Below are 22,005 nucleotides of genomic sequence, written 5' to 3'. Positions count from 1 at the left end.
CGAGCGCTTGAAACTCGCACTGTGTCTGGACATACAAAACCCCCGAAGGTTGTGTCCAACTTTCGGGGGTCAGTTCACTACTGCGCCCGGCCTTTTGCTTTTCAGCTCTGGCCGGGCTCCGGTGCGGCCTCGGCTCGCCGGCGCCGGATCGCCTCGGCGATGAATACCCGCGACAGGGCGTGGTAGAGCGGTTCGTGCGAGATCAGGCGCGCCGTGCCGTAGCCCAGCATCGAAGCCAGCATCAGGCCGATGACATTGTCGTGGTTGCCGGTCATTTCGAGGATGATGACGAAGGCCGTCATCGGCGCCTGCACCACGCCGGCGAAATAGCCGGCCATGCCGAGCAGCGCCGCGACACCGGCGCTGCTGCCGAACAGTAGACCGAGCGAACTGCCGATGCCGGCCCCCACCGCCAGCGACGGCGCGAAGATGCCGCCGGGAATGCCTGAAATCATCGACAGCAGACCGGCCGCGAATTTCTCCGCGAAGAAGAGCCAGGGCAGCGGCGTGCCTTCGACCGCGCCGCGTGCCTGTGCGTAACCCGTGCCGAAGGTCAACCCGCCCGAGACGATGCCGATCCCTGCCACGGCCAGCCCGCAGATGGCCGCCACCAGCAGCGCGCGCCACAGCGGCTGCAACGCGTTCCAGCGCCGGATGCGCCGCGTCGCCTTCAGCGCCAGCAAGGAAAACAACGCCCCGAGACCGCCGCCAATGACACCGCAGGCGATCACCAGCGGCCAGTCGACGGCGAACGAGATCGTATCCTTGGCCACGCCGAAATAGGTATAGTTGCCAAGCAGGCCGAGCGAGGCGATGCCGGCCAGGATGACTGCCGTCAGCACCAGCCCGTTGGTGCGAGCCTCATAGGTTCGGCCCATTTCCTCGATGGCGAAGACGATGCCGGCAAGCGGTGTGTTGAAGGCGGCGGCAATGCCGGCGGCCGAGCCGGCCAGGATCAGGCCCCGCGCCTGCGCCATTCCGCCCCAGCGCGCCGCCTGCAGCATCAGCGAAGCGCCGACCTGGACGGTCGGGCCCTCGCGGCCGATGGATGCGCCGCAGAACAGGCCAACGATGGTGAGCGCGATTTTTCCAGCCGCGAGGCGCAGCGACAGAAGGTGGTTGCGGTCGTCGTCGTCGCGCAGGTGCCTGGCGGCGATCGCCTGCGGGATGCCGCTGCCCTGCGAGCCGGGGAAGAAGGCTTGGGCCAGCCACGCGCACAGCACGAAGCCGATCGGCGTGACGGCAAGCGGCAGGTAAGAGCGCCAGCCGCCATTATTGCCGATCATGACATGGAACAGGCCCTGCGCCTTGTCGGCCAGAACCGCGAACAGCACGCTGATGACGCCGATCGAAACCGCGCCGGCCCAGAACACCAGGCGCGGCTGCCACACGCGCCGCGAGCCCCACATCGCCCGCGAGCGCCGCAGCATGGGATACTTTCGCGATTGAGGGGCCATGTTTGTCCTCGAAGGGGGAATAGGCAGTAGGGAATAGGGAAGTTGGACTTTTACCCTACTGCCTATTCCCTACCCCGGCATGACTCCGCCCTCAACCTGTGCTATGCGCCGCACCATATCAGGCACGATGGATGAAATCGGCCGCAAACCGCTTACATCAGTGGAACCATGACCCTTTCGCTTGATCTTACCGCCGAAGGCGCCCGCGACGCGTTGCGCGGCCGTGCCTTGACGGCCGAAAAACCCTCGCTGATCGGCCTGACACGAGCCGAGCTCGCCGCCGCTCTCATCGAATCCGGCACTGTGCCGGAGCGCCAGGCCAAGATGCGCGCCCAGCAGCTCTGGCACTGGATGTATGTGCGCGGCGTTTCCGACTTCGCCCACATGTTCAATATCTCCAAGGACCTGCGCGCCGAGCTGGACAAGCATTTCACCGTCGCCCGGCCCGAAATCGTCGAGGAGCAGATTTCCGCCGACGGCACGCGAAAGTGGCTGTTCCGCTTTCCGCCGCGCGGCGCCGGCCGTCCGGTCGAGATCGAGACCGTCTACATCCCCGAGGAAGGCCGCGGCACGCTCTGCATTTCCTCGCAGGTCGGCTGCACCTTGACCTGCTCCTTCTGCCACACCGGCACGCAGAAGCTGGTGCGCAACCTGACCGCCGAAGAGATCCTGGCGCAGCTTTTGACCGCGCGCGACCGGCTCGGCGACTTCCCCGACCGCGACACGCCCGACGGCGCCATCGTCCCGGCCGAGGGCCGCAAAGTGTCCAACATCGTCATGATGGGCATGGGCGAGCCGCTCTACAATTTCGAGGCTGTGAAGAAGGCGCTGCTGATTGCCTCGGACGGCGACGGCCTTTCGCTCTCGAAGCGCCGTATCACTTTGTCTACTTCCGGCGTGGTGTCGGAAATCCTCCGGACCGGCGAGGAGATCGGCGTCATGCTGGCGATCTCGCTGCATGCCACCAATGACGATCTGCGCGACCTGCTCGTGCCGATCAACAAGAAGTTCCCGCTGAAGGAGCTGATCGCCGCCTGCAAGGCCTATCCGGGCCTCTCCAAAGCCAAGCGCATAACCTTCGAATATGTGATGCTGAAGGACGTCAACGATTCGCTCGACGACGCCAGGGCGCTGATCAAGCTGCTCAAGGGCATTCCCGCCAAGATCAATCTGATCCCGTTCAATCCGTGGCCGGGCACCAACTACCAGTGCTCGGACTGGGAGACGATCGAGAAGTTCGCCGACTACATCAACAATGCCGGCTACGCCTCACCGATCCGCACGCCGCGCGGCCGCGACATCCTCGCCGCCTGCGGCCAGCTGAAATCGGAATCCGAGCGCATGCGCAAGGTCGACCGGCTGGCTCTGGAAGCCATGATGATCGCGGGGCACGGCGAGGCGTGACCCGTCTCGTTGCCTGGCTCAAGCGTCTGGTCCTGATCGCAGTCGGCTATGTCGCCGCTGTGCTGACGTCGATCGTGGTGCCTGTGCTGCTGATCACCCTTCTGGAGGGGATCGAGTATGGCAACTGGTCGATGGTTTTTGCATTCGACTGGCTCGGTTCCTTTCCGCTCGCCGTGCTGACCGTGGCGCTCTGCGCGCTGCTGATCGTCGGCCCCGCCATCCTTGTCGCCGAACGGTGGTCGCTGCGAGGCTGGTCCTACTTCGCCATCACCGGGGCAATCACCTCCATCGCCTTCGGTGTCCTGGTCCCGGGCTCGGCCGGCGGCTTTGTCTTCAATCCGGGCTTCCTCGGCTTCCTGGCCACGGCCGGCACGGCAGCCGGCTGGGTCTACTGGCTCCTGGCCGGGCGCAAGTCCGGCCGTCTCACCGGGGTCGATCCCTGATGGACCGCCTCGTCGCCTATATCGTGCGCCTGGCCATCATCCTGTTCGGCTATGCCGTCGCCGCGCTGGCGGCGAGCGCCTTCCTCAACGTCCTGTTCCTGGCTTCGTCGGGGTTGATGGCGGGCGACGCGGCTCCGGTCATGCCGGCCTCGCTCGTCTTCTCAATTCCCTTCGTCGCCCTGTTCGTCGCCTATTTCGGCTTCATGCCGGCGGTGGTCGTCATCCTCATCGCCGAAATCCTCGGCCGGCGCGACTGGCTGTACTACGCGCTGGCCGGCGCGGCGGTGGCTGGGGTCTTCCTTGGTCTCGTCGACCATGCCCGCGATTCGCCTTTCTCGGTCACCGAGACCGGCCCCATCATGGCCGTGATCGGCGGCGGCATGTTCGGCGGCATCTTCTACTGGCTCGCCGCCGGCCGCTGGGCCGGAAGCTGGCGGCAGGACCGGAAAGCCCCTACTTCGCCTGGGCCGTCAGGATCTTGAGCGCGAAGGCCGAGAACACGCCGGCAAAGAGATAGTCGACCACCCGCGTCACGCGCGGGCTGGCCTTCATCGCCGCCGAGAACTTTTCCGCCGCCAGCACCATCGGCACCGTCACCGGTATCGACAGCACGATGAACATGGAACCGAGGAAGAACAGCTTGCCCTGCGCGTTCGGATCGTGCGCGGAGACGAATTGCGGCAGGAAGGTCATGAAGAACAGGATGATCTTGGGGTTGAGCAGATTGACGCCGAGCCCCGCCGCCCAGCTGCGCAGCAGCGAAATCCGCGGGCCTGTCTTCTTCTCCGGGGAGAACGCCGACCCCTTGGCGATCGCCTGCCAGGCCAGGAAGACGAGATAGCCGGCGCCAAAGATCTTCAGCACGAGAAAGGCCATCGGCGAGGCGACGATTAGCGCCGAGACGCCGACCACCACCAGCGTGGTGTGGATCAGCGTGCCGCACAGCGCGCCGGCCATCGAGGCAAAGCCGGTGGCGCGGCCCTGGCTCAGCGTACGCGAGACGAACAGCGTCATGTCGGGACCCGGCGTGATCGCCAGGACGACCGTGGCGATGGCGAACTGGATCAGCGTGGTTGTGTCGGGAATGAAGGACATGGGGGAGGTTCCTGCGATGGCAGGCAGACCATTCTGCCATTCTGATCGTTCGTCAATATCCCAGGAATTTCTTCCGGCTTCTGGCGATGGCGTTGGCACCAAACAAGAAATTCGAGCGCAAATTTACCAGGCGGCAATTCCTCTATACACTTTTCCCCGGGCGCTGGATTTCGGGGGGAATCGACATGAAAAGCCGGTGGAAGAAATATGTAATCGCGGCCGCCTGTATCTTGCCGATCTACCTGATCATGGTCTCGAAAGCACATTATTCCGGCCCGGACACCAATTATCAACCGATATGCAGAACAGCGGAGCAAGTCGGCTGCGTTCCTTTCCCGGCCTATGTACAGCATAGGGACAACTGCGGCGACAAACTGGACAGGGAGAAGTGTTTCGGCGTCGGCAACGACGGTTGGGATACGCTGCGCATGGATGCTTGGGGTCCAAACAGAGGACTTGTCCCACAGCCCTTTGAATACGCGACGCTTGAATATGACACGCGCGGCCCGCAGGCCGGCAAGCTCCTGGATCGCATGCAGCTCGAAGCGATTGTCACCGAGCTTCACAAGCTCGTGGCGGAGGGGCCGGTCATGTTGGTTGTCTTCGCGCATGGTTGGCACCACAACGCCAGGGAAAACATCCGCAGAATCGAGCTGGGCGGCGACCGGCCCTACAATCAGGATGGCAACCTGCTGGCCTTCAAGCATGTCCTCGCCAAGACCAAATACGAACTGGGCCAACAGGACGAAAAGGAGAAAAACCGGAAGGTTTTTGGCATCTATATCGGCTGGAACGGCGGGCCGGATACCAACTACCTCAACGCCGGAACAATCGGCAGCGCGGCGGACAGCATCGGCAATTCCGAAGATTTCGCGGCCGACATGGCCCGCATCAAAGCAGCGGTCAATCCCGATGGCGGCGCGGTGAGCCCGGTGCTGGTCATCGGTCACTCCTTCGGCGGACGGCTGCTGTCACGCTACATGTTGAACCAGGTCAAACTGGCGCACGGCCCGGTTCAGCCTTTCGGTCCCAGAAGCCTGGTGGCAACCATCAATCCGGCGATCGGCGCGGACGCCTTCGACGATTTCGTGCAGGCCCATTATCCCAACGGTTCCAAATTGCCCTATTGGATCAACATCACGTCGAGCGACGACTGGGCCACTGACCTGGGCTTTCCGATCGGGGCATCCATTGGCCGGATGCTTGGCCTGGAGAACGGCATCACCGACAAGATTTTCCCGAAAAGCGCATTCAGATCAATTGGACACTACGCGCCGTATCTCACCCACACGCTCGAAATGCCTTGGGTCCCAGCTGGAAAAGCGTGTCCGAAGGGGGACGCATGCTTCGATGTTGACGAGTGTTTTATTTCAGACAGGGAGAAGCCGGATTTCCCTTTTGCCGACAAATATCCGAGGCAGACGCAATGGTATCAGATCGATGCCGGAAAGAAGGAAAAGATTGCTCAGCTCTTTTATCTTAATAACCAGTGTGACTCTCGATTCTACCTATTGAAATTAGCTCGCGTAGGGCCCCCAGACAGATACGGCTCCGCACCAGGCTGGATGTGGAATGTGCATACAAACGAGGAAGGCATAGATGCACCGGACAAGGGAGGCAGCAATGACTGTCGCAATGATGGAAGCGACAGCTGCCAGTATGGATGCAGCCCTGACACCAAGCTCACAGCAGCGGTCCACAACGCGTTCGTACAGACCCGTTTCGTGCGCATGTTCCTCGAACTTGTCCTGGCCAAGTCTGGGACCTGACGCGTTCGAACGGGATTAGGCCGCCGACAGATCCATCTCGGCCGGCACTAGGGCTGCCGTTCCGGGCAACAAAATCTGATCGATCGGCTTGGGGCGGCCGAGGAAATAACCTTGCGCCTCGTTGCAGCCTTCCACTTGCAGGATGGTGAGCTGGACATGCGTCTCGACGCCTTCGGCGAGCACCGGAATGTCGAGGCTGCGCCCCAGCGTCAGCACCGCGCGGATGATCGCCTTGGCCTGCGGGCTGCGCTCGACATCGGCCATGAAGGAGCGGTCGAGCTTGATCTTGTCGAATGGGAACGAGCGCAGCGTGTCGAGCGAGGAATAGCCGGTGCCGAAATCGTCGATGGCGATCGTCACGCCCAGCGCCTTGATCTGACGCAGCACATGCAGCGTGCGCACCTTGTCGGCGACGATGGTCGATTCGGTCAGTTCCAGTTCGAGCCGCTTCGGCGACAGGCCGGTCTCGACCAGGATCTGGTGGACGAGCTTGGCGAGGTCGGCATGGGCGAACTGCACCGGCGACAGATTGACCGCGATCTTGTGGGCCTTGTCCCAGGACGCCGCCTGGCGGCATGCGGTGCGCAGCACCCATTCGCCGATCGCCAGGATCGAGCCGTTCTCCTCGGCGATCGGGATGAACTCGGCGGGTGGGATCATGCCGTGCACGGGATGGGTCCAGCGCAGCAGCGCCTCGTAGCCGCAGGTGGCGCCGGTCGAGACCGAGGTCTGCACCTGGTAGTGTAGCGACAGCTCGCCGCGTTCGATCGCCTGGCGCAGGTCGGTCGCCAGCGCGCGGCGCGCCCGCGCGGTCTCGTCCATGGTCGATTCGTAGAAGCAGACGGCCCGCGTCACATCGTTCTTGGCCCGGTACATGGCCAGATCCGCATTGCTGACCAGCCTCTCGCGGTCGGCCCCGTCACGCGGATAGACCGCGACGCCGATGCTGGCGCCGGTGACGGTCTCGAAATCGTCGAGCAGCAAGGGCTCGAACAAGGACTTCTCCAGACGTGAAACCAGGCCGAGCAGGTCGTTCTGGTCCTTGAAGCGCTTGATGGCGGCGAATTCGTCGCCGCCGAGCCGGGCGACGAACTCGCCGTCGCCGACCAGTTTCGCCAGCCTGCGGGCGATGACCTTGAGCGCCTGGTCGCCGGCCGCGTGCCCCCTGAGATCGTTGATTTCCTTGAAGCGGTCGAGGTCGATGACGATGACGGCGGTCATCGTGCCGCTCTCCTCGCGTGCCCGCTCGATTTCATGATCCAGCCGGTCGTTGAAGGAGACGCGGTTGGCAAGTCCGGTCAGCGCGTCGTTGAGGGCAAGGTGCTGCAGTCGCTCGAAACTCTCCAGCCGGCCGCGTTCGTCGATCAGGTAGCTGGCAAAGCCGGTGGCCGCGACGATCAGGCCGACGACGGCGACCGCGACGGCCATCGCTTCGAGAATATCGGGATTGGTGCCGGTGGTGATGAAGGAGAGCGGCGTCACCGCCACCGCCGCCATCCCCGTGAAATGCAGGCCGACGATCGCCAGCACGAGCAGCCCGATGGCCAGATATTGCGACCAATGATATGGCCGGCGCACCGCCTGGCCGATCGCCGCGGCGGCAAACACCACCGAGATCAGCACCGAGGCCGCGACATAGAGACCGTCCCACTCGACGATGCCGGCCACGTGATAGGCCATCATGCCGGTGTAGTGCATGGCTGAAACGGCAAGGCCGACAACGGCGCCGCCCCACTCCGGCGCCACGCTCCGGCGCTTGTCCATGGCAAGCGCGAAGCCCACACCGGTTCCGATCATGGCGATGACCAGCGATATCATGGTCAGCGCCGGATCGAAGGTGATCGGCGCGCCGGGCTGGTAGGCCAGCATGGCGATGAAATGCGTGCACCAGATCGACGAGCCGGCCGCGACGGCGGTCAGGAACAGCCAGCCCCGCATCTGCAGGCCGGCGGTCTTCCTGGCACGGTCGAACAGGCCGACCGTCACCCAGCAACCGGTGACGCACATCAGCGCGGCCAAGAGAACGAGCCACAGATTATGTTCCGTGGCGATACAGGATATGACGCGCATCGAGAATGGTCCAAGCCCGGGGACGCCCGCCATCGCGGACAAGCTGCTCCGGCACGGATGCGGCCGGGGCGGCTCTGTCTCGCTTGTTTAGCGGCGGTGCGTGAAAACTTGCTTAAATCCGTCCGACAAATGCAGCCCTTGATTGTAGCGGGTTGTTTTCCCAAGGCATAGGACATGGTCCTGCTCAAGGAATGAATGACGATCCAACGGGTCGCTCCGGTCCGGCGCGCCGGCATTCCGTCCGGCTGGATCAGACGTCTGGCGCCGCCTGCGCTTGCTCGCTTTGCCGTTCCTGCTAAAAGGCGCTCCGACAATCCGTGACGCCGGGCTTTCAGGCGTCGCTTTTCGACGGAGCAGAAATGTCCAAGTTCAAAGACGTCAAGAAAGTCGTGCTCGCCTATTCCGGCGGCCTCGACACCTCCATCATCCTGAAATGGCTGCAGACCGAGCTCGGCGCCGAAGTCGTCACCTTCACGGCCGACCTCGGCCAGGGCGGCGAATTGGAGCCGGCGCGCAAGAAGGCCGAGATGATGGGTATCAAGGACATCCGCATCGTCGACGTGCGCGAGGAATTCGTTGCCGACTTCGTCTTCCCGATGTTCCGCGCCAACGCGGTTTATGAAGGCACTTATCTCCTGGGAACCTCGATCGCCCGGCCTCTGATTTCCAAGCACCTTGTCGAGATCGCAAAAGAGACCGGTGCGGACGCCATCGCTCACGGCGCCACCGGCAAGGGCAACGACCAGGTCCGCTTCGAACTCTCGGCTTACGCGTTGAACCCCGACATCAAGGTCATCGCGCCATGGCGCGACTGGTCGTTCAAGTCGCGCACCGATCTCTTGAACTTCGCCGAACAGCATCAGATCCCGGTTGCCAAGGACAAGCGCGGCGACGCGCCGTTCTCGGTCGACGCCAACCTCCTGCACTCCTCCTCCGAGGGCAAGGTGCTGGAAGATCCATGGAGCGAGGCGCCGGAGTTCGTCCATCAGCGCACCGTTTCGCCGATGGACGCGCCGGATGCTGTCACCGAGATCGAGATCGAGTTCCTGAAGGGCGATCCGGTCGCGCTGAACGGCAAGAAGCTGTCGCCGGCCACCATGCTGGCGGCGCTCAACGATCTCGGCCGCGACAACGGCATCGGCCGGCTCGACCTGGTCGAGAACCGCTTCGTCGGCATGAAGTCGCGCGGCGTCTACGAGACCCCTGGCGGCACCATCCTGATCGCTGCCCACCGCGCGATGGAATCGATCACGCTCGACCGGGGTGCTGCCCATCTCAAGGACGAGTTCATGCCGCGCTACGCCGAACTCATCTACAACGGCTTCTGGTTCTCGCCCGAGCGGCTGATGCTGCAGGCGATGATCGACAAGAGCCAGGAAGACGTCGAGGGCACGGTGCGGCTGAAGCTCTACAAGGGCAATGTCATGGTCACCGGCCGCAAATCGAAGAAGACGCTCTATTCCGACGCGCTGGTCACCTTCGAGGACGATCGCGGCGCCTACGACCAGAAGGACGCCGCCGGCTTCATCCGCCTCAATGCGCTGAGGCTGAGGACGCTGGCCGCACGCGGCCGCAACAAATAAACGCGATGCGCCATCTCGGCCTCTGCCTGGCGCCGCTGGTTCTTCTGGCGACGCCGGCCATGGCCGAGAATTTCGACCTCGCCGCGCTCGACCTCGCCGCGCTGATCGAGTGCAGGGCCGATGTGTCGACCTATAACGGTTTTGCCCTCAGGCTAGCCGGCGAGCCGGATGCGGCGCAAACCCTCGGCTGGACGGAGGTCGCTTCCGGCAATCCCTTCCTGCGGCAGTACCGATTGCCGGCTCCGGTTCATGTCTTCGGGCGCGAGACGGGGACAGTCGTCTTTACCGCCACCGGACCGATGGCGGTGCTTGACGGTGTCGCCGCGCCGGATCTCGCCAAAGAGCTGGACATCGCGCCGGCCATATCGAGGCCGGACAAATTCCTTGGCGAGAAGGTCGTGGCCGAAAGCACCGACGACACCGAAGGCATCAGCCTTTCCACGCGCATCACGCTCAATGTCTCGACTGTCGCTTCCCACCCCGGCAAGACGCTGGCCGGCTGTTCCTACACGCTTGATATGAAATAGAAAATCCGGCGTCGTGGAGGCTTCGGCCAATCCGGAACGCCGCGACGCTTGCGCGCAACAAAAAGCCCGGCGCACTCGCCGGGCTTTTTGTTGAACAGCTGTTTCAATCAGTTGGCATCGATCGCGTCGGCGATGCGTGCGATGGCCTGCTGATAGACGTTTGCCGAATTCCAGCCGGCGATTGCGCCCATATTGGCGCTCGCGCTCGCGCCGGCCCGCCAGCCATGGCCCTTGAGGTAGTTGGCGGTGGAAGCCAGCGCCGTGGCCTTGTCGCGCAGGTTTCCGCTGCCGACTGAATATTTCAAGACATTTCCGGGCAGGAACTGCGTGTGGCCCACCTCGCCATGCATGGCGCCGACCGACGAGGAAGTCAGTGCTCCGCGGTCGACCAGCTTCAGGGCGGCGATGGCATGCGGATGGAAATAGTCGGGCCGGCGGCAGTCATAGGCAAGCGTCACGATGGCCGAGACAGTGTTCTGGTTACCCATGGAAGCGCCGAAACCGGTCTCCATGCCCCAGATGGCGAGCAGCACGCCGGGCGACACGCCGTAATTGCGCTCGATCTGGTTGAACAGCGCCGCATTCGACTTCTTCAGCGCGCGGCCCTTGGAAATGATCGCGGACGCGCCGCGACGCTTCATGAAATCTTCCACCGAGCCGCTGAACGCCTTGTGGATGGCGCGGTCGGCGGCGATCGTCCTTGTCGCGTAGGTCGCGCCGGCCAGCGCGGCCAGGCCCCTAGAGCCGACACCCTCGGCCTTCGCGTCCGCGGCAAAACCCTGCTTCCAGGCGTCGAAGCCAGCACCGGTCTTGCCGCAACTGGCCGCCGCCTGCGCGCCTGTCGCCAGCCCGAGCATCGCCACCACCACCGCGACTGCTAAAGTCCTACCCTTGGCAAGAAATGCCATGTTGTTCTCCTGGTTGCCTGAATCACGTCCCGGCGGGAATTTGCCAGCGAAACGCGCTTTTGTCACTGTCTGAGCCGTCATGCTGGCGAATGCCGTGGAATTTGCTTACGATCAAGCGAATATTGTGGCGGGGGCCTGCCATGGAAGACGTTGATGTCGTGATCATCGGCGCCGGTTCGGCCGGCCTTGCCGCGGCCAGGACCCTGCAGGCGGCGGGCGTCTCCTTCAAGCTGCTCGAGGCGATGGACCGGGTCGGCGGACGCGCCTGGACCAGCGACCGGCATTTCGGCGTGCCTTTCGACATCGGCTGCGCCTGGCTGCACGCGGCGGACCGCAATCCCTATTTCCCCGAGGCTCAAGATGCCGGCTGGACGCTGCACCACCACGACATGAATGTCGATCATCTCTATTATCGCAAGCGCAAGGCGAGCGAGGCCGAAGAGGCCGAGATGAAGGCGGCCGATGCGCGGCTGTTCGAGCTGCTGGCCAGGCATGAGGTCAGGGAGGGTGACGACGACCGCCTTTCGGCACTGCTCGCCAAGGGCCACGCGCCGCGCGCCGCCGCCACTTTCGCCGGGCCGATGGATTTCGGCGCCGATGAGGACGAGATCTCGATCCGCGACTTCCAGGCCGCCGCCGATCTCGAACCCAATTATTTCAGCAAGGAGGGTTTTGGCGCGCTGGTCGCGCGTTTCGGTGCCGGCGTACCCGTGGAACTGTCGACGCCGGTGCGCCGGATCCTGTGGGACGTGCCTGGCGTCGCCTGCGTCACAGATCGCGGCACCGTCCGCGCCAGGGCCGTGATCGTCACCGCTTCTCCGGCCGTGCTCGCCTTCGAGGAGATCGCCTTCTCGCCCGCCTTGCCCGACACCCATTACGGCGCCTTCTTCGATCTTCCCATGGGAATGCTGACCAAGCTGCCGGTGGAAATTCGCGGGACAAGGCTCGGACTGGCTCCCTTCGATGATCTTCTGATCGAGCGGATGGCCCGGCACGACATCTATTTCCTGTGCTTCCCGTTCGACCTCGACCTGATGGTCGGCTTCGTCGGCGGCGACTTCGCCTGGGAAATGTCCGCCGCCGGTGAAGCCGCCGGTGTCGATTTCGTGGTCGACCGGCTATGCGGCATTTTCGGCGGCGATGTCAGAAAGCATGTCGGGCGCGCCATGATGACCAATTGGGGCGGCGAGCGCTTCGTGCGCGGCGCCTATGCCGCCGCCCGTCCCGGCCGCTCGCAGGCCCGCGCGGCCCTGATGCAGCCGGTGGCCGACAAGATCTTTTTCGCCGGCGAACATGTCGCCGGCCCGCTGATCCAGACCTGTGGCGGCGCGCGCCTCTCGGGGGAATCGGTGGCCAGGCAGGTCACGGCACAGCTCGCTGCAAAATAGCGCCGGCAACAGCGGAACGCCGGCTGGCGCCCGGCGTTGGAGACGACGCCGGGCGGATTTGCCCTCGAGGTTCGGGACCGACATGAAACTTTTCGACTGCCCGCATTGCGGCCACCGTCTCTATTTCGAGAACGCCCAATGCCTGAACTGCAGGAGCCTCGTGCTTTACGAGCCCGAGGGCGCACGCTTTGTCCTGTCCGGCGTCGATGGCGCCATCCAGTGCACCAATGCCGACGAATGCGCCTGCAACTGGGTGGCCGAGCCGGGGCAGGTCTTCTGCCGGGCCTGCGGGCTGAACCAGCTGATCCCCGATCTCTCCGTCGACGGCAATCGCCGCCGCTGGATTCGCGTCGAGGCGGCCAAGAAGCGCGCCATCTATTCGTTGCTCGCCTTCGGCCTGCCGGTCGCGCCCAAGCACAGCCCGACGGACGAGATCGGCCTCGCCTTCGACTTCCTCGCCGATCCGATCGGCGGCGGCCCGGGCGGCGAGCGGATTCTCACCGGCCACGACAACGGCCTGATCACGCTCAATGTCGCCGAGGCCGATTCAGCCGAGCGTGAGAAGCGCCGCGTCGAGATGGGCGAGAACTACCGCACGCTGCTCGGCCATTTCCGCCACGAACTCGGCCACTACTACTGGGACCGCCTGATCCGCGACGATCCGCAGCGGCTGGAAGCCTTCCGCGCCCTGTTCGGCGACGAGCGCGCCGACTACGAACAAGCGCTGCAGGCTTACTACGCCAATGGCGCGCCGCCCGACTGGCAGCAAAACCACATCTCGGCCTACGCCACCTCGCACCCATGGGAGGACTGGGCCGAGACCTGGGCGCATCACCTGCACATCACCGACACGCTGGAGATGGTCCATGCGCTGAATTTCCCGCTCGGCCGGCTGGAAACCGTGGATGCCGGCGACATTCCGCGCGGTGACACCGGCGGCGAACTTCAGGCCGCGCCTTGCGAGCCGGCGAAAACGCCCGAACCGTTTGGCAAGATTCTTGCCCGCTGGCTGGTGCTGTCGGAGGCCTCCAATTCGATCAACCGCTGCATGGGCCTGCCCGATCTCTACCCCTTCGTCATTTCCGACGTGACGGCGCAAAAACTGGCCTTTGTTCACGATCTTGTGACCGGTTTGCCGAAAGACGCGGGAACAAATCGTGAGTTCTCCCACGCGTTTTAGCCGGAACGCATGCGCCGCTGCCCCGTTTCCGCTGGCGAGGGACCACGAAAACGGAGAGAAACCATGAAATCCGTATTGTTGCCCGCAATAGCAGGAATGCTGACGGCGATGTCTGGTGCCGCCTTGGCCGATACCGCCGTCTCGGCCATCGCCGACCTCAACGTACGCGCCGGTCCGGGCCCGCAATATCCTGTCATCGGCGTGCTGGCCGCTGGCCAGTCGGCGACGCTCAATGGCTGCATCGAAAACAGCAAATGGTGCACGATCGCCGAAGCCGGCGGCCAGGGCTGGGTCTATTCCGACTATGTCACGGCCGACTTCAGCGGCACACGGGTGGTGCTGACGCAGCGTCCGCACGGCTCCAGCATCGCCGTCGTCTCGCCGCCGGACGACATCGACAGCAACTCGACCGACTATACCGGCGCGATCATCTCCAGCGATCCGGTCGTCGGCGACTTCCCGGCGCCTCCCGCTGAAGTGCGGACCTATGTCGACACGCACCGCCTGGACCCCGTCTATCTCGACGGCGAGGTGGTGACCGGCGCAACCCTCCCAGACACGGTCGAGCTGCGCGAAATCCCCGATTACAATTACCGCTATGTCTATGTGAACGGTCAACCGGCGCTGATCGATCCGCAGACACGGCGCATCATGTACGTGGTTCGTTGAACGCAAGGCCAGCGGTCGCGCACGCGCGGCCGCCGGCGGCTTTTCATCATCGAACTCTCGCGGTATCACGAGGCCATCGCGCGGAGGCGGAATATGGGCGCGAAAAGTGGTCTGTCCGGCCCTTGCCTTGACTCCACGCCCGTTTTCCTGTCTACACGCCCCGAATTCCGCGACGAGTATCCCTCCGAGCAAGCCGACCAGGACGCCGAACCCTCTTTGAGGCGGGTGCTGTAAAGAGATCCTGGAGGCCAACACCCGGCAGCGCTGAGCGCCCCCGGGTGCTTTTTGGTTTTGGCTTCTGGTTGGAGTATCGGCGCGAACGCACTACCTCTCGGGCAGCCATCCGGGTGCCAGGGAAAAGGAAAAAGAATGTTTGAATCGCTACAGGAACGTCTTGGTTCGATCCTGAACGGCCTTACCGGCCGCGGCGCGCTGTCGGAGGCGGATGTCTCGGCGGCGCTGCGCGAAGTGCGCCGTGCGCTGCTCGAGGCCGACGTGGCGCTGGAAGTGGTCCGGTCCTTCACCGACAAGGTACGCGAAAAGGCCGTCGGCGCCGCCGTGCTGAAGTCGATCAAGCCCGGACAGATGGTCGTCAAGATCGTCCATGACGAACTGGTCGAGATGCTCGGCGCCGAAGGCGTCGCCGTCGATCTCAACGCACCGGCGCCGGTGGTCGTCATGATGGTCGGCCTGCAGGGTTCCGGCAAGACGACGACCTCGGCCAAGATCGCCAAGCGGCTGACCGAGCGCCAGAACAAGAAAGTCCTGATGGCCTCGCTCGACACGCGGCGCCCCGCCGCGCAGGAGCAGCTGCGCCAGCTCGGCGAGCAGACCAAGGTCGCGACGCTGCCTGTCATAGCGGGCCAGAGCCCGGTCGACATCGCCAAGCGCGCCGTGCAGGCGGCCAAGCTCGGCGGCCATGACGTGGTCATCCTCGACACCGCCGGCCGCACCCATATCGACGAGCCGCTGATGGTCGAGATGGCCGACATCAAGAAGGTGTCCGCCCCGCATGAAATCCTGCTGGTCGCGGATTCGCTGACCGGTCAGGACGCCGTCAACCTGGCGAAAAGTTTCGACGAGCGCGTCGGCATCACCGGCCTGGTGCTGACCCGCATGGACGGCGACGGTCGTGGCGGCGCGGCACTCTCCATGCGCGCCGTCACCGGCAAGCCGATCAAGCTGATCGGCACCGGCGAAAAGATGGACGGGCTGGAGGAATTCCACCCCAAGCGCATCGCCGACCGCATCCTGGGCATGGGCGACATCGTCTCGCTGGTCGAGAAGGCCGCCGAGAACATCGACGCCGAGCAGGCGGCGGCGATGGCCAAGAAGATGCAGTCGGGCAAGTTCGACCTGAACGACCTCGCCCAGCAGCTTCAGCAGATGTCGAAAATGGGCGGTATGGGCGGCATCATGGGCATGATGCCCGGCATGGGCAAGATGAAGGACCAGATGGCCGCCGCCGGCCTCGACGACAAGATGTTCGGCCGCCAGCTCGCCATCATCTCCTCGATGACCAAGGCCGAGCGCGCCAACCCCGACATGCTGAAGCATTCGCGCAAGAAGCGCATCGCCGCCGGCTCCGGCACCGACGCGGCCGAAATCAACAAGCTCTTGAAGATGCATCGCGGCATGGCCGACATGATGAAGGCGATGGGCGGCAAGGGCAAAGGCGGCGGCCTGATGCGCGGCATGATGGGCGGCCTCGCTTCCAAGATGGGCCTCGGCGGCATGATGCCCGGCGGCATGGGTGGCATGATGGGCGGTGGCATGCCGGACCTGTCGAAGATGGATCCCAAGCAGCTCGAAGCCCTGCAGAAGCAGGCGCAGGCCGCCGGCCTCGGCGGCATGAAGGGCTTGCCCGCTCCGGGCGGCGCTGGCCTGCCGGGCCTGCCCGGCGGCATGAAACTACCGGGGCTTCCCGGCCTGGGCGGCGGCGGACTGCCCGGTCTTGGCAAGAAGAAGTGAGGATACCCATGAACGAAGAAAAGGACATGGCCGACGCCCGCAATATCCTGGCCGGCTACCGCGCCTCGATCGACAACATCGATGCCGCCTTGATCCATATGCTGGCCGAGCGCTTCCGCTGCACCAAGGCGGTCGGCGTGCTCAAGGCCGAACATGGCCTGCCGCCGGCCGACCCGGCGCGCGAGCAGCAACAGATCGCCCGTCTGCGCCAGCTGGCCAACGATGCGCATCTCGACCCCGATTTCGCGGAAAAATTCCTCAACTTCGTCGTCCGCGAAGTGATCCGCCACCACGAACAGATCGCCGCTGCCAACGGCGTGACGAAAACCGGTTGAGACCCAACCGACATCAATCAAACGAAATCAGAGCTTTTAGGAGATAAAGAATGGCACTGAAGATCAGACTGGCCCGTGCGGGCTCGAAGAAGCGTCCTTACTACCACGTCGTCGTCGCCGACGCCCGTTCGCCCCGCGACGGCCGTTTCATCGAGGCGCTCGGCTCGTGGAACCCGCTGCTGCCCAAGGACGGCGAACGCGTCAAGGTCGATGCCGACCGCGTCAAGCACTGGCTGTCGCACGGCGCCCAGCCGACCGACCGCGTGCTGCGCTTCCTCGACGAGGCCGGCCTTGCCAAGCGCGACGCCCGCTCCAACCCGAAGAAGGCAGAGCCGGGTAAGAAGGCGCAGGAACGCGCCGCGCTGCTGAAGAAGGCGCAGGAAGACGCTGCCGCCGCCGTTGCGGCTGCTGCCGCCGCACCGGCCGAGGAAGCCGCCACTGCGGAATAATCGTTTCCCATTCATCGGGAACAAAACGGCGGGCCTGTGCCCGCCGTTTTGCTGTTTGGCCCTGTCATGGCGCACGTCTCGACAGCCGGCAATGACTGCATGATGCGCAAAACCGCGAAGCGGTTTCGCGACCAGAAATTGCGTTCCGTTTTCGCTGGAAATGCCCTACGGATCGGGCCGTTGATTTTCTGCTGGTCCTGCCCGAGGAGTATGAATCTTGAAGTCGGTTCTGGTTGTGGCCGTCGCGGCCTTGGCGGCCTTTTGCCTTAACGTGCCAGCCCAAGCGGCCGGTTTTGCCAACATAGTGCTTTCGGCGACGAAGGGCGGGGAGGCCCAAAGTGATTTCCCAGCCGACACACCGGTCATTTATGTATCGGCTGACCTGGTCGACATACAGTCTGCGTCGACGATTACATTCTCGTGGATCTCGGTCGATTCCCATGGCGCCGCACCGGCCAACTATACGATCGACAAGGTCGACCTCGATGTCGGATCGAACACTGAGGCGGATTCGCAGCTGACCAAACCCACCGCGGGATGGCCGGCCGGGACCTATCGTGTTGATCTGTCGATCGATGGAACGGTTGCCGACTCGGTGCCCTTCAGCATCCCGTGAGCGGCGGGCCGGTATCTGCTGCTTGTATTTGTCATGAAGCCGCCCATGCTGTTGTCCCGGAAAAGCTTCTGATTTCTGGCTGATGGATCGACATGGACGAACGGCAACTCACGCAGGAAATCCTGTCCGGTGCCGTTTCCGGAACGCTGTTGCGATGTCCTGATGCCATGACGGGCGTCGTGGTGCTGGCCGGGTCGAGTGGCCGCGTCGACGTGGCGCGCGCCCGGCTCTTTGCCAGGGAAGGTGTGTCCGCGCTCGCGCTCAGGTGGTTCGGCGGTGACGGCCAGACGCCCGGCATCTGCGAAATTCCCTTGGAGACATTTTTCGCCGCGACCGATCGCCTGGTCGGATTGGGATGCCGGCGCATCGTCTATGTCGGGACATCCAAGGGCGCCGAGGCGTCCCTGCTCGCGGCGGCGCATGACCCCCGCATCGACGCCGTGGTCGCGATCAGTCCGACTTCGGTGGTGTGGGGAAACATCGGCCCGGGCTGCGACGGGCTCAGCTGGCCCGAACGGTCGTCATGGACGCTGAAAGGGCGGCCGTGTCCGTTTGTTCCGACCGACCCGGACTGGACGTCAAGCCATGTCGATGGCCTCGTGTCCTACAGGGGGCTTTTCGAGCATTGCCTGGCACGCTTCAAGCAGGAGGCGCACAGAGCCGCCATCCCCGTCGAGCGGATTTCGGCGGAGATCGTGCTCGTCGCGGGCGGCGACGACGCGCTGTGGCCATCGCTGGAATTCGCCGGGCGGGTCGTCCGGCGTCGCCAGGATGCCGGCCGGACCACGCGCCTGGTTTCGGCGCCGGATGCCGGCCACCGCATTCTCTTGCCGGGCGAAACCACGCCACGGTCGACGTCACATGCGCATGGCGGCAATGACCGCGCCGATGCGGATCTGGGGCGGCAAGCCTGGCGATATATTCGGGAACTGCTGTAGCGCGGCCACGGTCTCGGACCGCCAGGCGCCGGTCCCGTCACGCGAAAACGGCGGGCCGGTGCCCGCCGCTCTGCTGTTTCGGTTCCCGGCGATCAATAGCCGTCCGGGCAGTGCGCGACATAGACCCGTCCATGGCGGTCGCGGTACCGGCACTGGCCGCTTTCGCTGGCCCGGCCGATGAGCGCACCGGCCACGGCGCCGACAGCGCCGCCGACAACCGCGCCCTGAACGGGATCCCCCGCTACAGCGGCGCCTACCGCGGCACCGCCGAGGCCACCGATAGCGGCGCCTTTTTCGGTCTGCGAACATGCACCGAGCGCCGTCGCCAGCACCAGAATGGTCAGGATTTTCTTCATTTGTCGTTCCTCTCACACGGGAATCGCCGTCTCGCCGCCAAGGCCTTAACTCTCAGACGGCTAATTTGATCCCGAGGAGAATGAAGATCGCGACGCCGCTGGACGGACAGGGGGGTCCCGACCGGTGCCGGTCACGCCTCGGTCGAGCGCTTCAGATTGGCGAGGCCGGCCTCGAAATCCTTGCCGATCAGCGTGTCGAAATTCATGAACAGGCCTATGAGCTTGGCGATGAAGGGCCGGTCACCGCGCATCGCCCAGGAGACGTCGGTGCCGCCGCCCGATTGGGTCAAGGTGAAGTCGACGCTGTTGTTGGCCCGGAACGGCTTCTCGAAATCGAGCTTGAGCGAGACCAGCGAGGACGGCACCGAATTGACGATCTCCATGCGCCCCTTGCCGGCCTTGCCATTGCCTTCCCAGGCATAGGCGGCGCCCTTGCCGCTTGGCGCGCCTGACAGCGTGCGCTTCATGTCGGGGTCGAGCTTTTCATAAGGCGACCATGCGGGCCACCGGCTGAAATCGTCGATCAGCGGAAAGATCGCTTCGGCGGGAGCCTTGATGGTGGCGGTACGGGTGACGACGAAATCATTGGGCCGCGTCGCGGCATGGACGAGCACGGCGGCGATGATGACGACCAGGATGATGAGGATGGTGCCGAACATTTTTGTCTCCTTCCAGATCAGCGGCCGAACGGGATCAGGGCACGCACTCTAGGGTCGCGCAGATAGAGACCGCCCCACAGGATGATACCGAGATAGACGCCGAACAGCGTGTGCGAAAACAGCGGGTTGCCGATGCGCGCATTGGTGGCGATGGCGCCGCCCATATAGGCGGTAAGCAGGATCGCGCCAAGAACCGAGGTGCGCGGCAACGCATAGAACGCGGTCGAGACCAGGCCGATGACGCCCAGCATGCGCGCCACATTGGCGTCGGCCGGCCAGCCGAGCGGCACCATCGTCTGGGTGACGATATCGAGCGGCGGCAGCTTGATGGCGCCGTCGAAGATCATGAACAGGATGATGAGGCCACTGAGCACGCGACCGGTCCACAAGGCGCCGGACGAGACGGGCGCGGTTTCGGAAATGCTCATGATGATCCCTCGTGACGGTTAGCCCCTTTTCAGCGGGGTCAAACCAAGGACGTGCCATGGGGCGTCGATCCTACAGGGGACTCTGATTTTCTGACGAAGGCGCGAAACGCCTCGCCTTCATCATCTTCGGAGCCCCTAAGAGAAGTAAAACTTCTCCGCCGGCAGCATCTTCGGCGGCGTCTCGCCCAGGGCCTCGAACACCGAGATTTCACAGACGCGGCAAAGGCCGTCCAGCGCGAGATCGTTGGCCTCGGTGCCGAACGGATCCTCGAGTTCTTCGGAAAGCGCGTCGAGGCCGAAGAAGGTGTAGGCGATCAACGCCGTGAACAGCGGCGTCGCCCATCCGGTGGTCGAGATCAGCCCGATCGGCAGGAGCAGGCAGACGATGTAAGCCGTGCGATGCACCAACAGCGTATAGGCGAAGGGCAGGGGCGTGCCGGCGATACGCTCGCAACCGGCCTGGATGGCGGAGATCGATGCCAGCCTCTCGTCCAGGATACGGAAGCCGACCGTATCCATCCCGGCCACGCGGCGCTGCGCATTGGCGCGCCGGCCCATGCGCCTTACCATCTCGTCGGCCGGGTTGGTGAATGTCGCGGCCGTGTCCGCTCCGGCGGCGATGAAGGCGCGGGCATCTTCCTTGCTGTCGATCTTGCGCAACTGTCCGCGTAGGAAATGACAGAAGGCGAGCGCGTCCATCAGCAGGCCGCGCTGTTCGGCCGGGTCGGCGATCAGGCTGATGGTCGCCCGCGACAGATTGCGGATTTCGAACACCAGCGCGCCCCACAATTTGCGGGCCTCCCACCAGCGGTCATAGGCGGCGTTGTTGCGGAACGACAGATAGATAGACAGCGTCACCCCGACCAGGCCGAAGGGCGTGATGTTGAAAACGCCGAGATCGAGGCTGAACCACCGTGCCAAAGCCAGGATGACAGCCGAATAGATGGCGAAGCCGAAAATCTGCGGCAGGATGCGCGGCACCACGGAGCCGCGCATGATGAAGAACAGCTGCAGGAATGTCGGACGCGGACGAACGATCATCAGAGGCCTTTCACGGACCGGCACCGGCCCTCAGCTCCTCTATTGTGCGATGTGGCGGATCCGCAAGCCCGGTCGCCAGCGACACCACCATGTCGTTCGTGCGGCCAACGCACTATCGGCAGCCGCCAGGGACGGATATTGAAGAACTGCGGGGCCGTGGCCCATCCTTGTTGAGGCAGGAAAATGACCGGCGAGACCGATCTCAAGACACTGCTGGCCTCGATGACGCCGGACCTGCTCGACGGCGTCTACGTTTTCGCCACGCTGGGATCAGGCGTTCCGCAACCTGAAGGGCTCGAGCCGGTGATGACGTTCCGCGAGCGCGAAGGCGTGACGCTGATCGTAGCCGAGCAAGCGGCCAGCGCCGCCGGGCTGACGGCGTCCTTCCGCTGCCGCATGATCACGCTGAACATTCACTCGTCGCTGGAGGCCGTCGGCTTCCTCGCCGCCATCACCACGCGGCTTGCCGCGGCGGGCATGGGCGTCAATCCGGTCTCGGCCTTCTATCACGACCATCTGTTCGTGCCGGTGGACCGGGCTGAGGAGGCAATGGGGTTGCTGATGGAGCTGGCGAAAGAGAACCGGCCGTAGTGCCGATTTTTGCGACGCCGGCGCCGCCCCTCATCCGCCCTTCGGGCACCTTCTCCCCGTAAATGGGGAGAAGGAAGGGACGTCCCGGCCGAAGGCCGAGCCCGCGACTGCGGGCCGCCGGTCGTCCG

23 protein-coding genes are annotated in these 22,005 nt (G+C 64.2%); 15 read left to right on the top strand and 8 right to left on the bottom strand.

The annotated features are described in order from the left end of the window. Window positions 1–101: 101 nt before the first annotated feature. On the bottom strand, window positions 102–1,457 hold the full coding sequence (locus FJ967_RS30290; protein ID WP_140735982.1) for a chloride channel protein: 1,356 nt from the start codon (window positions 1,455–1,457) through the stop codon (window positions 102–104). Between the two features lie 168 nt (window positions 1,458–1,625). Here FJ967_RS30290 and rlmN point away from each other — a divergent pair, with 168 nt between their 5' ends. The 3 genes from rlmN to FJ967_RS30275 are packed head-to-tail and all read left to right on the top strand — an operon-like array spanning window position 1,626 to window position 3,786. Further along, a complete protein-coding gene (rlmN, locus tag FJ967_RS30285; RefSeq protein WP_140735981.1) occupies window positions 1,626–2,861 on the top strand; it encodes a 23S rRNA (adenine(2503)-C(2))-methyltransferase RlmN in 1,236 nt (411 codons plus the stop codon). Beyond that, entirely contained in the window at window positions 2,858–3,304 is a 447-nt protein-coding gene (locus FJ967_RS30280; protein ID WP_140735980.1) for a hypothetical protein, read from the top strand. Before rlmN ends, FJ967_RS30280 begins: the two co-directional genes overlap by 4 nt. Further along, the gene (locus FJ967_RS30275; RefSeq protein ID WP_140735979.1) at window positions 3,304–3,786 is read left to right on the top strand and encodes a hypothetical protein; all 483 of its coding nucleotides are present in this window, start codon (window positions 3,304–3,306) and stop codon (window positions 3,784–3,786) included. The genes FJ967_RS30280 and FJ967_RS30275 overlap by 1 nt, the downstream gene beginning before the upstream one ends. Here the strand turns inward: FJ967_RS30275 and FJ967_RS30270 are convergent. Next, complete coding sequence (locus FJ967_RS30270; RefSeq protein ID WP_140735978.1) at window positions 3,758–4,399, bottom strand: LysE family translocator; 642 nt, start codon at window positions 4,397–4,399, stop codon at window positions 3,758–3,760. The genes FJ967_RS30275 and FJ967_RS30270 overlap by 29 nt on opposite strands. 92 nt (window positions 4,400–4,491) lie before the next feature. Here FJ967_RS30270 and FJ967_RS30265 point away from each other — a divergent pair, with 92 nt between their 5' ends. Continuing rightward, window positions 4,492–6,168, top strand: a complete 1,677-nt coding sequence (locus FJ967_RS30265; RefSeq protein WP_140735977.1) for a hypothetical protein — start codon at window positions 4,492–4,494, stop codon at window positions 6,166–6,168. Between the two features lie 15 nt (window positions 6,169–6,183). Here the strand turns inward: FJ967_RS30265 and FJ967_RS30260 are convergent, their stop codons facing one another. Further along, the gene (locus FJ967_RS30260; protein WP_140735976.1) at window positions 6,184–8,238 is read right to left on the bottom strand and encodes a bifunctional diguanylate cyclase/phosphodiesterase; all 2,055 of its coding nucleotides are present in this window, start codon (window positions 8,236–8,238) and stop codon (window positions 6,184–6,186) included. A 359-nt stretch (window positions 8,239–8,597) separates the two neighbouring features. On the opposite strand from FJ967_RS30260, the gene FJ967_RS30255 reads away from it, so the two are divergent. Both FJ967_RS30255 and FJ967_RS30250 read left to right on the top strand, forming a co-directional pair. Continuing rightward, a complete protein-coding gene (locus FJ967_RS30255; RefSeq protein ID WP_140735975.1) occupies window positions 8,598–9,821 on the top strand; it encodes an argininosuccinate synthase in 1,224 nt (407 codons plus the stop codon). 5 nt (window positions 9,822–9,826) lie between these two features. After that, window positions 9,827–10,348 (top strand): hypothetical protein, encoded by a 522-nt coding sequence (locus FJ967_RS30250; RefSeq protein ID WP_140735974.1) that lies wholly within the window; start codon window positions 9,827–9,829, stop codon window positions 10,346–10,348. A gap of 107 nt (window positions 10,349–10,455) precedes the next feature. On the opposite strand, the gene FJ967_RS30245 is transcribed toward FJ967_RS30250, so the two are convergent. After that, entirely contained in the window at window positions 10,456–11,256 is an 801-nt protein-coding gene (locus FJ967_RS30245) for a lytic transglycosylase domain-containing protein (protein ID WP_140735973.1), read from the bottom strand. Window positions 11,257–11,396: 140 nt separating this feature from the next. On the opposite strand from FJ967_RS30245, the gene FJ967_RS30240 reads away from it, so the two are divergent. From FJ967_RS30240 to FJ967_RS30205, 8 genes are all read left to right on the top strand, one after another. Continuing rightward, complete coding sequence (locus FJ967_RS30240) at window positions 11,397–12,644, top strand: NAD(P)/FAD-dependent oxidoreductase (protein WP_140735972.1); 1,248 nt, start codon at window positions 11,397–11,399, stop codon at window positions 12,642–12,644. Between the two features lie 82 nt (window positions 12,645–12,726). Then, complete coding sequence (locus FJ967_RS30235; RefSeq protein WP_140735971.1) at window positions 12,727–13,824, top strand: putative zinc-binding metallopeptidase; 1,098 nt, start codon at window positions 12,727–12,729, stop codon at window positions 13,822–13,824. 63 nt (window positions 13,825–13,887) lie between these two features. Next, window positions 13,888–14,493, top strand: coding sequence for a DUF1236 domain-containing protein (locus FJ967_RS30230; RefSeq protein ID WP_140735970.1), 606 nt, complete (start codon window positions 13,888–13,890; stop codon window positions 14,491–14,493). A 369-nt stretch (window positions 14,494–14,862) separates the two neighbouring features. Next, a complete protein-coding gene (gene ffh, locus FJ967_RS30225; protein ID WP_140735969.1) occupies window positions 14,863–16,464 on the top strand; it encodes a signal recognition particle protein in 1,602 nt (533 codons plus the stop codon). A gap of 8 nt (window positions 16,465–16,472) precedes the next feature. Further along, entirely contained in the window at window positions 16,473–16,799 is a 327-nt protein-coding gene (locus tag FJ967_RS30220; RefSeq protein ID WP_140735968.1) for a chorismate mutase, read from the top strand. Window positions 16,800–16,849: 50 nt separating this feature from the next. Next, the gene (gene rpsP, locus FJ967_RS30215; protein ID WP_140735967.1) at window positions 16,850–17,248 is read left to right on the top strand and encodes a 30S ribosomal protein S16; all 399 of its coding nucleotides are present in this window, start codon (window positions 16,850–16,852) and stop codon (window positions 17,246–17,248) included. A gap of 217 nt (window positions 17,249–17,465) precedes the next feature. Beyond that, on the top strand, window positions 17,466–17,864 hold the full coding sequence (locus FJ967_RS30210) for a hypothetical protein (protein WP_140735966.1): 399 nt from the start codon (window positions 17,466–17,468) through the stop codon (window positions 17,862–17,864). Window positions 17,865–17,956: 92 nt separating this feature from the next. Then, on the top strand, window positions 17,957–18,802 hold the full coding sequence (locus FJ967_RS30205) for an acyl-CoA thioester hydrolase/BAAT C-terminal domain-containing protein (protein ID WP_140735965.1): 846 nt from the start codon (window positions 17,957–17,959) through the stop codon (window positions 18,800–18,802). Window positions 18,803–18,894: 92 nt separating this feature from the next. Here FJ967_RS30205 and FJ967_RS30200 read toward each other — a convergent pair whose 3' ends face one another. The 4 genes from FJ967_RS30200 to FJ967_RS30185 all read right to left on the bottom strand — a co-directional run bounded on the left by FJ967_RS30200 (window position 18,895) and on the right by FJ967_RS30185 (window position 21,286). Then, on the bottom strand, window positions 18,895–19,158 hold the full coding sequence (locus tag FJ967_RS30200) for a YMGG-like glycine zipper-containing protein (RefSeq protein ID WP_140735964.1): 264 nt from the start codon (window positions 19,156–19,158) through the stop codon (window positions 18,895–18,897). A 131-nt stretch (window positions 19,159–19,289) separates the two neighbouring features. Then, window positions 19,290–19,817: an SRPBCC family protein gene (locus FJ967_RS30195; RefSeq protein WP_140735963.1), complete on the bottom strand. Its 528-nt coding sequence runs from the start codon at window positions 19,815–19,817 to the stop codon at window positions 19,290–19,292. A gap of 17 nt (window positions 19,818–19,834) precedes the next feature. Further along, window positions 19,835–20,245, bottom strand: coding sequence for a DoxX family protein (locus FJ967_RS30190; protein ID WP_140735962.1), 411 nt, complete (start codon window positions 20,243–20,245; stop codon window positions 19,835–19,837). Between the two features lie 135 nt (window positions 20,246–20,380). Next, window positions 20,381–21,286 (bottom strand): bestrophin family ion channel, encoded by a 906-nt coding sequence (locus tag FJ967_RS30185; RefSeq protein ID WP_140735961.1) that lies wholly within the window; start codon window positions 21,284–21,286, stop codon window positions 20,381–20,383. Between the two features lie 183 nt (window positions 21,287–21,469). Between FJ967_RS30185 and FJ967_RS30180 the strand changes: the two genes are divergently transcribed. Next, on the top strand, window positions 21,470–21,877 hold the full coding sequence (locus tag FJ967_RS30180) for an ACT domain-containing protein (RefSeq protein ID WP_140735960.1): 408 nt from the start codon (window positions 21,470–21,472) through the stop codon (window positions 21,875–21,877). The last annotated feature ends 128 nt before the right edge of the window (window positions 21,878–22,005 follow it).

Source organism: Mesorhizobium sp. B2-3-4 (assembly GCF_006442315.1).
Taxonomy (GTDB): domain Bacteria; phylum Pseudomonadota; class Alphaproteobacteria; order Rhizobiales; family Rhizobiaceae; genus Mesorhizobium.
Note: the sequence above shows the minus strand (reverse complement) of the source record. Positions and strands in the feature narration are given on the sequence as shown.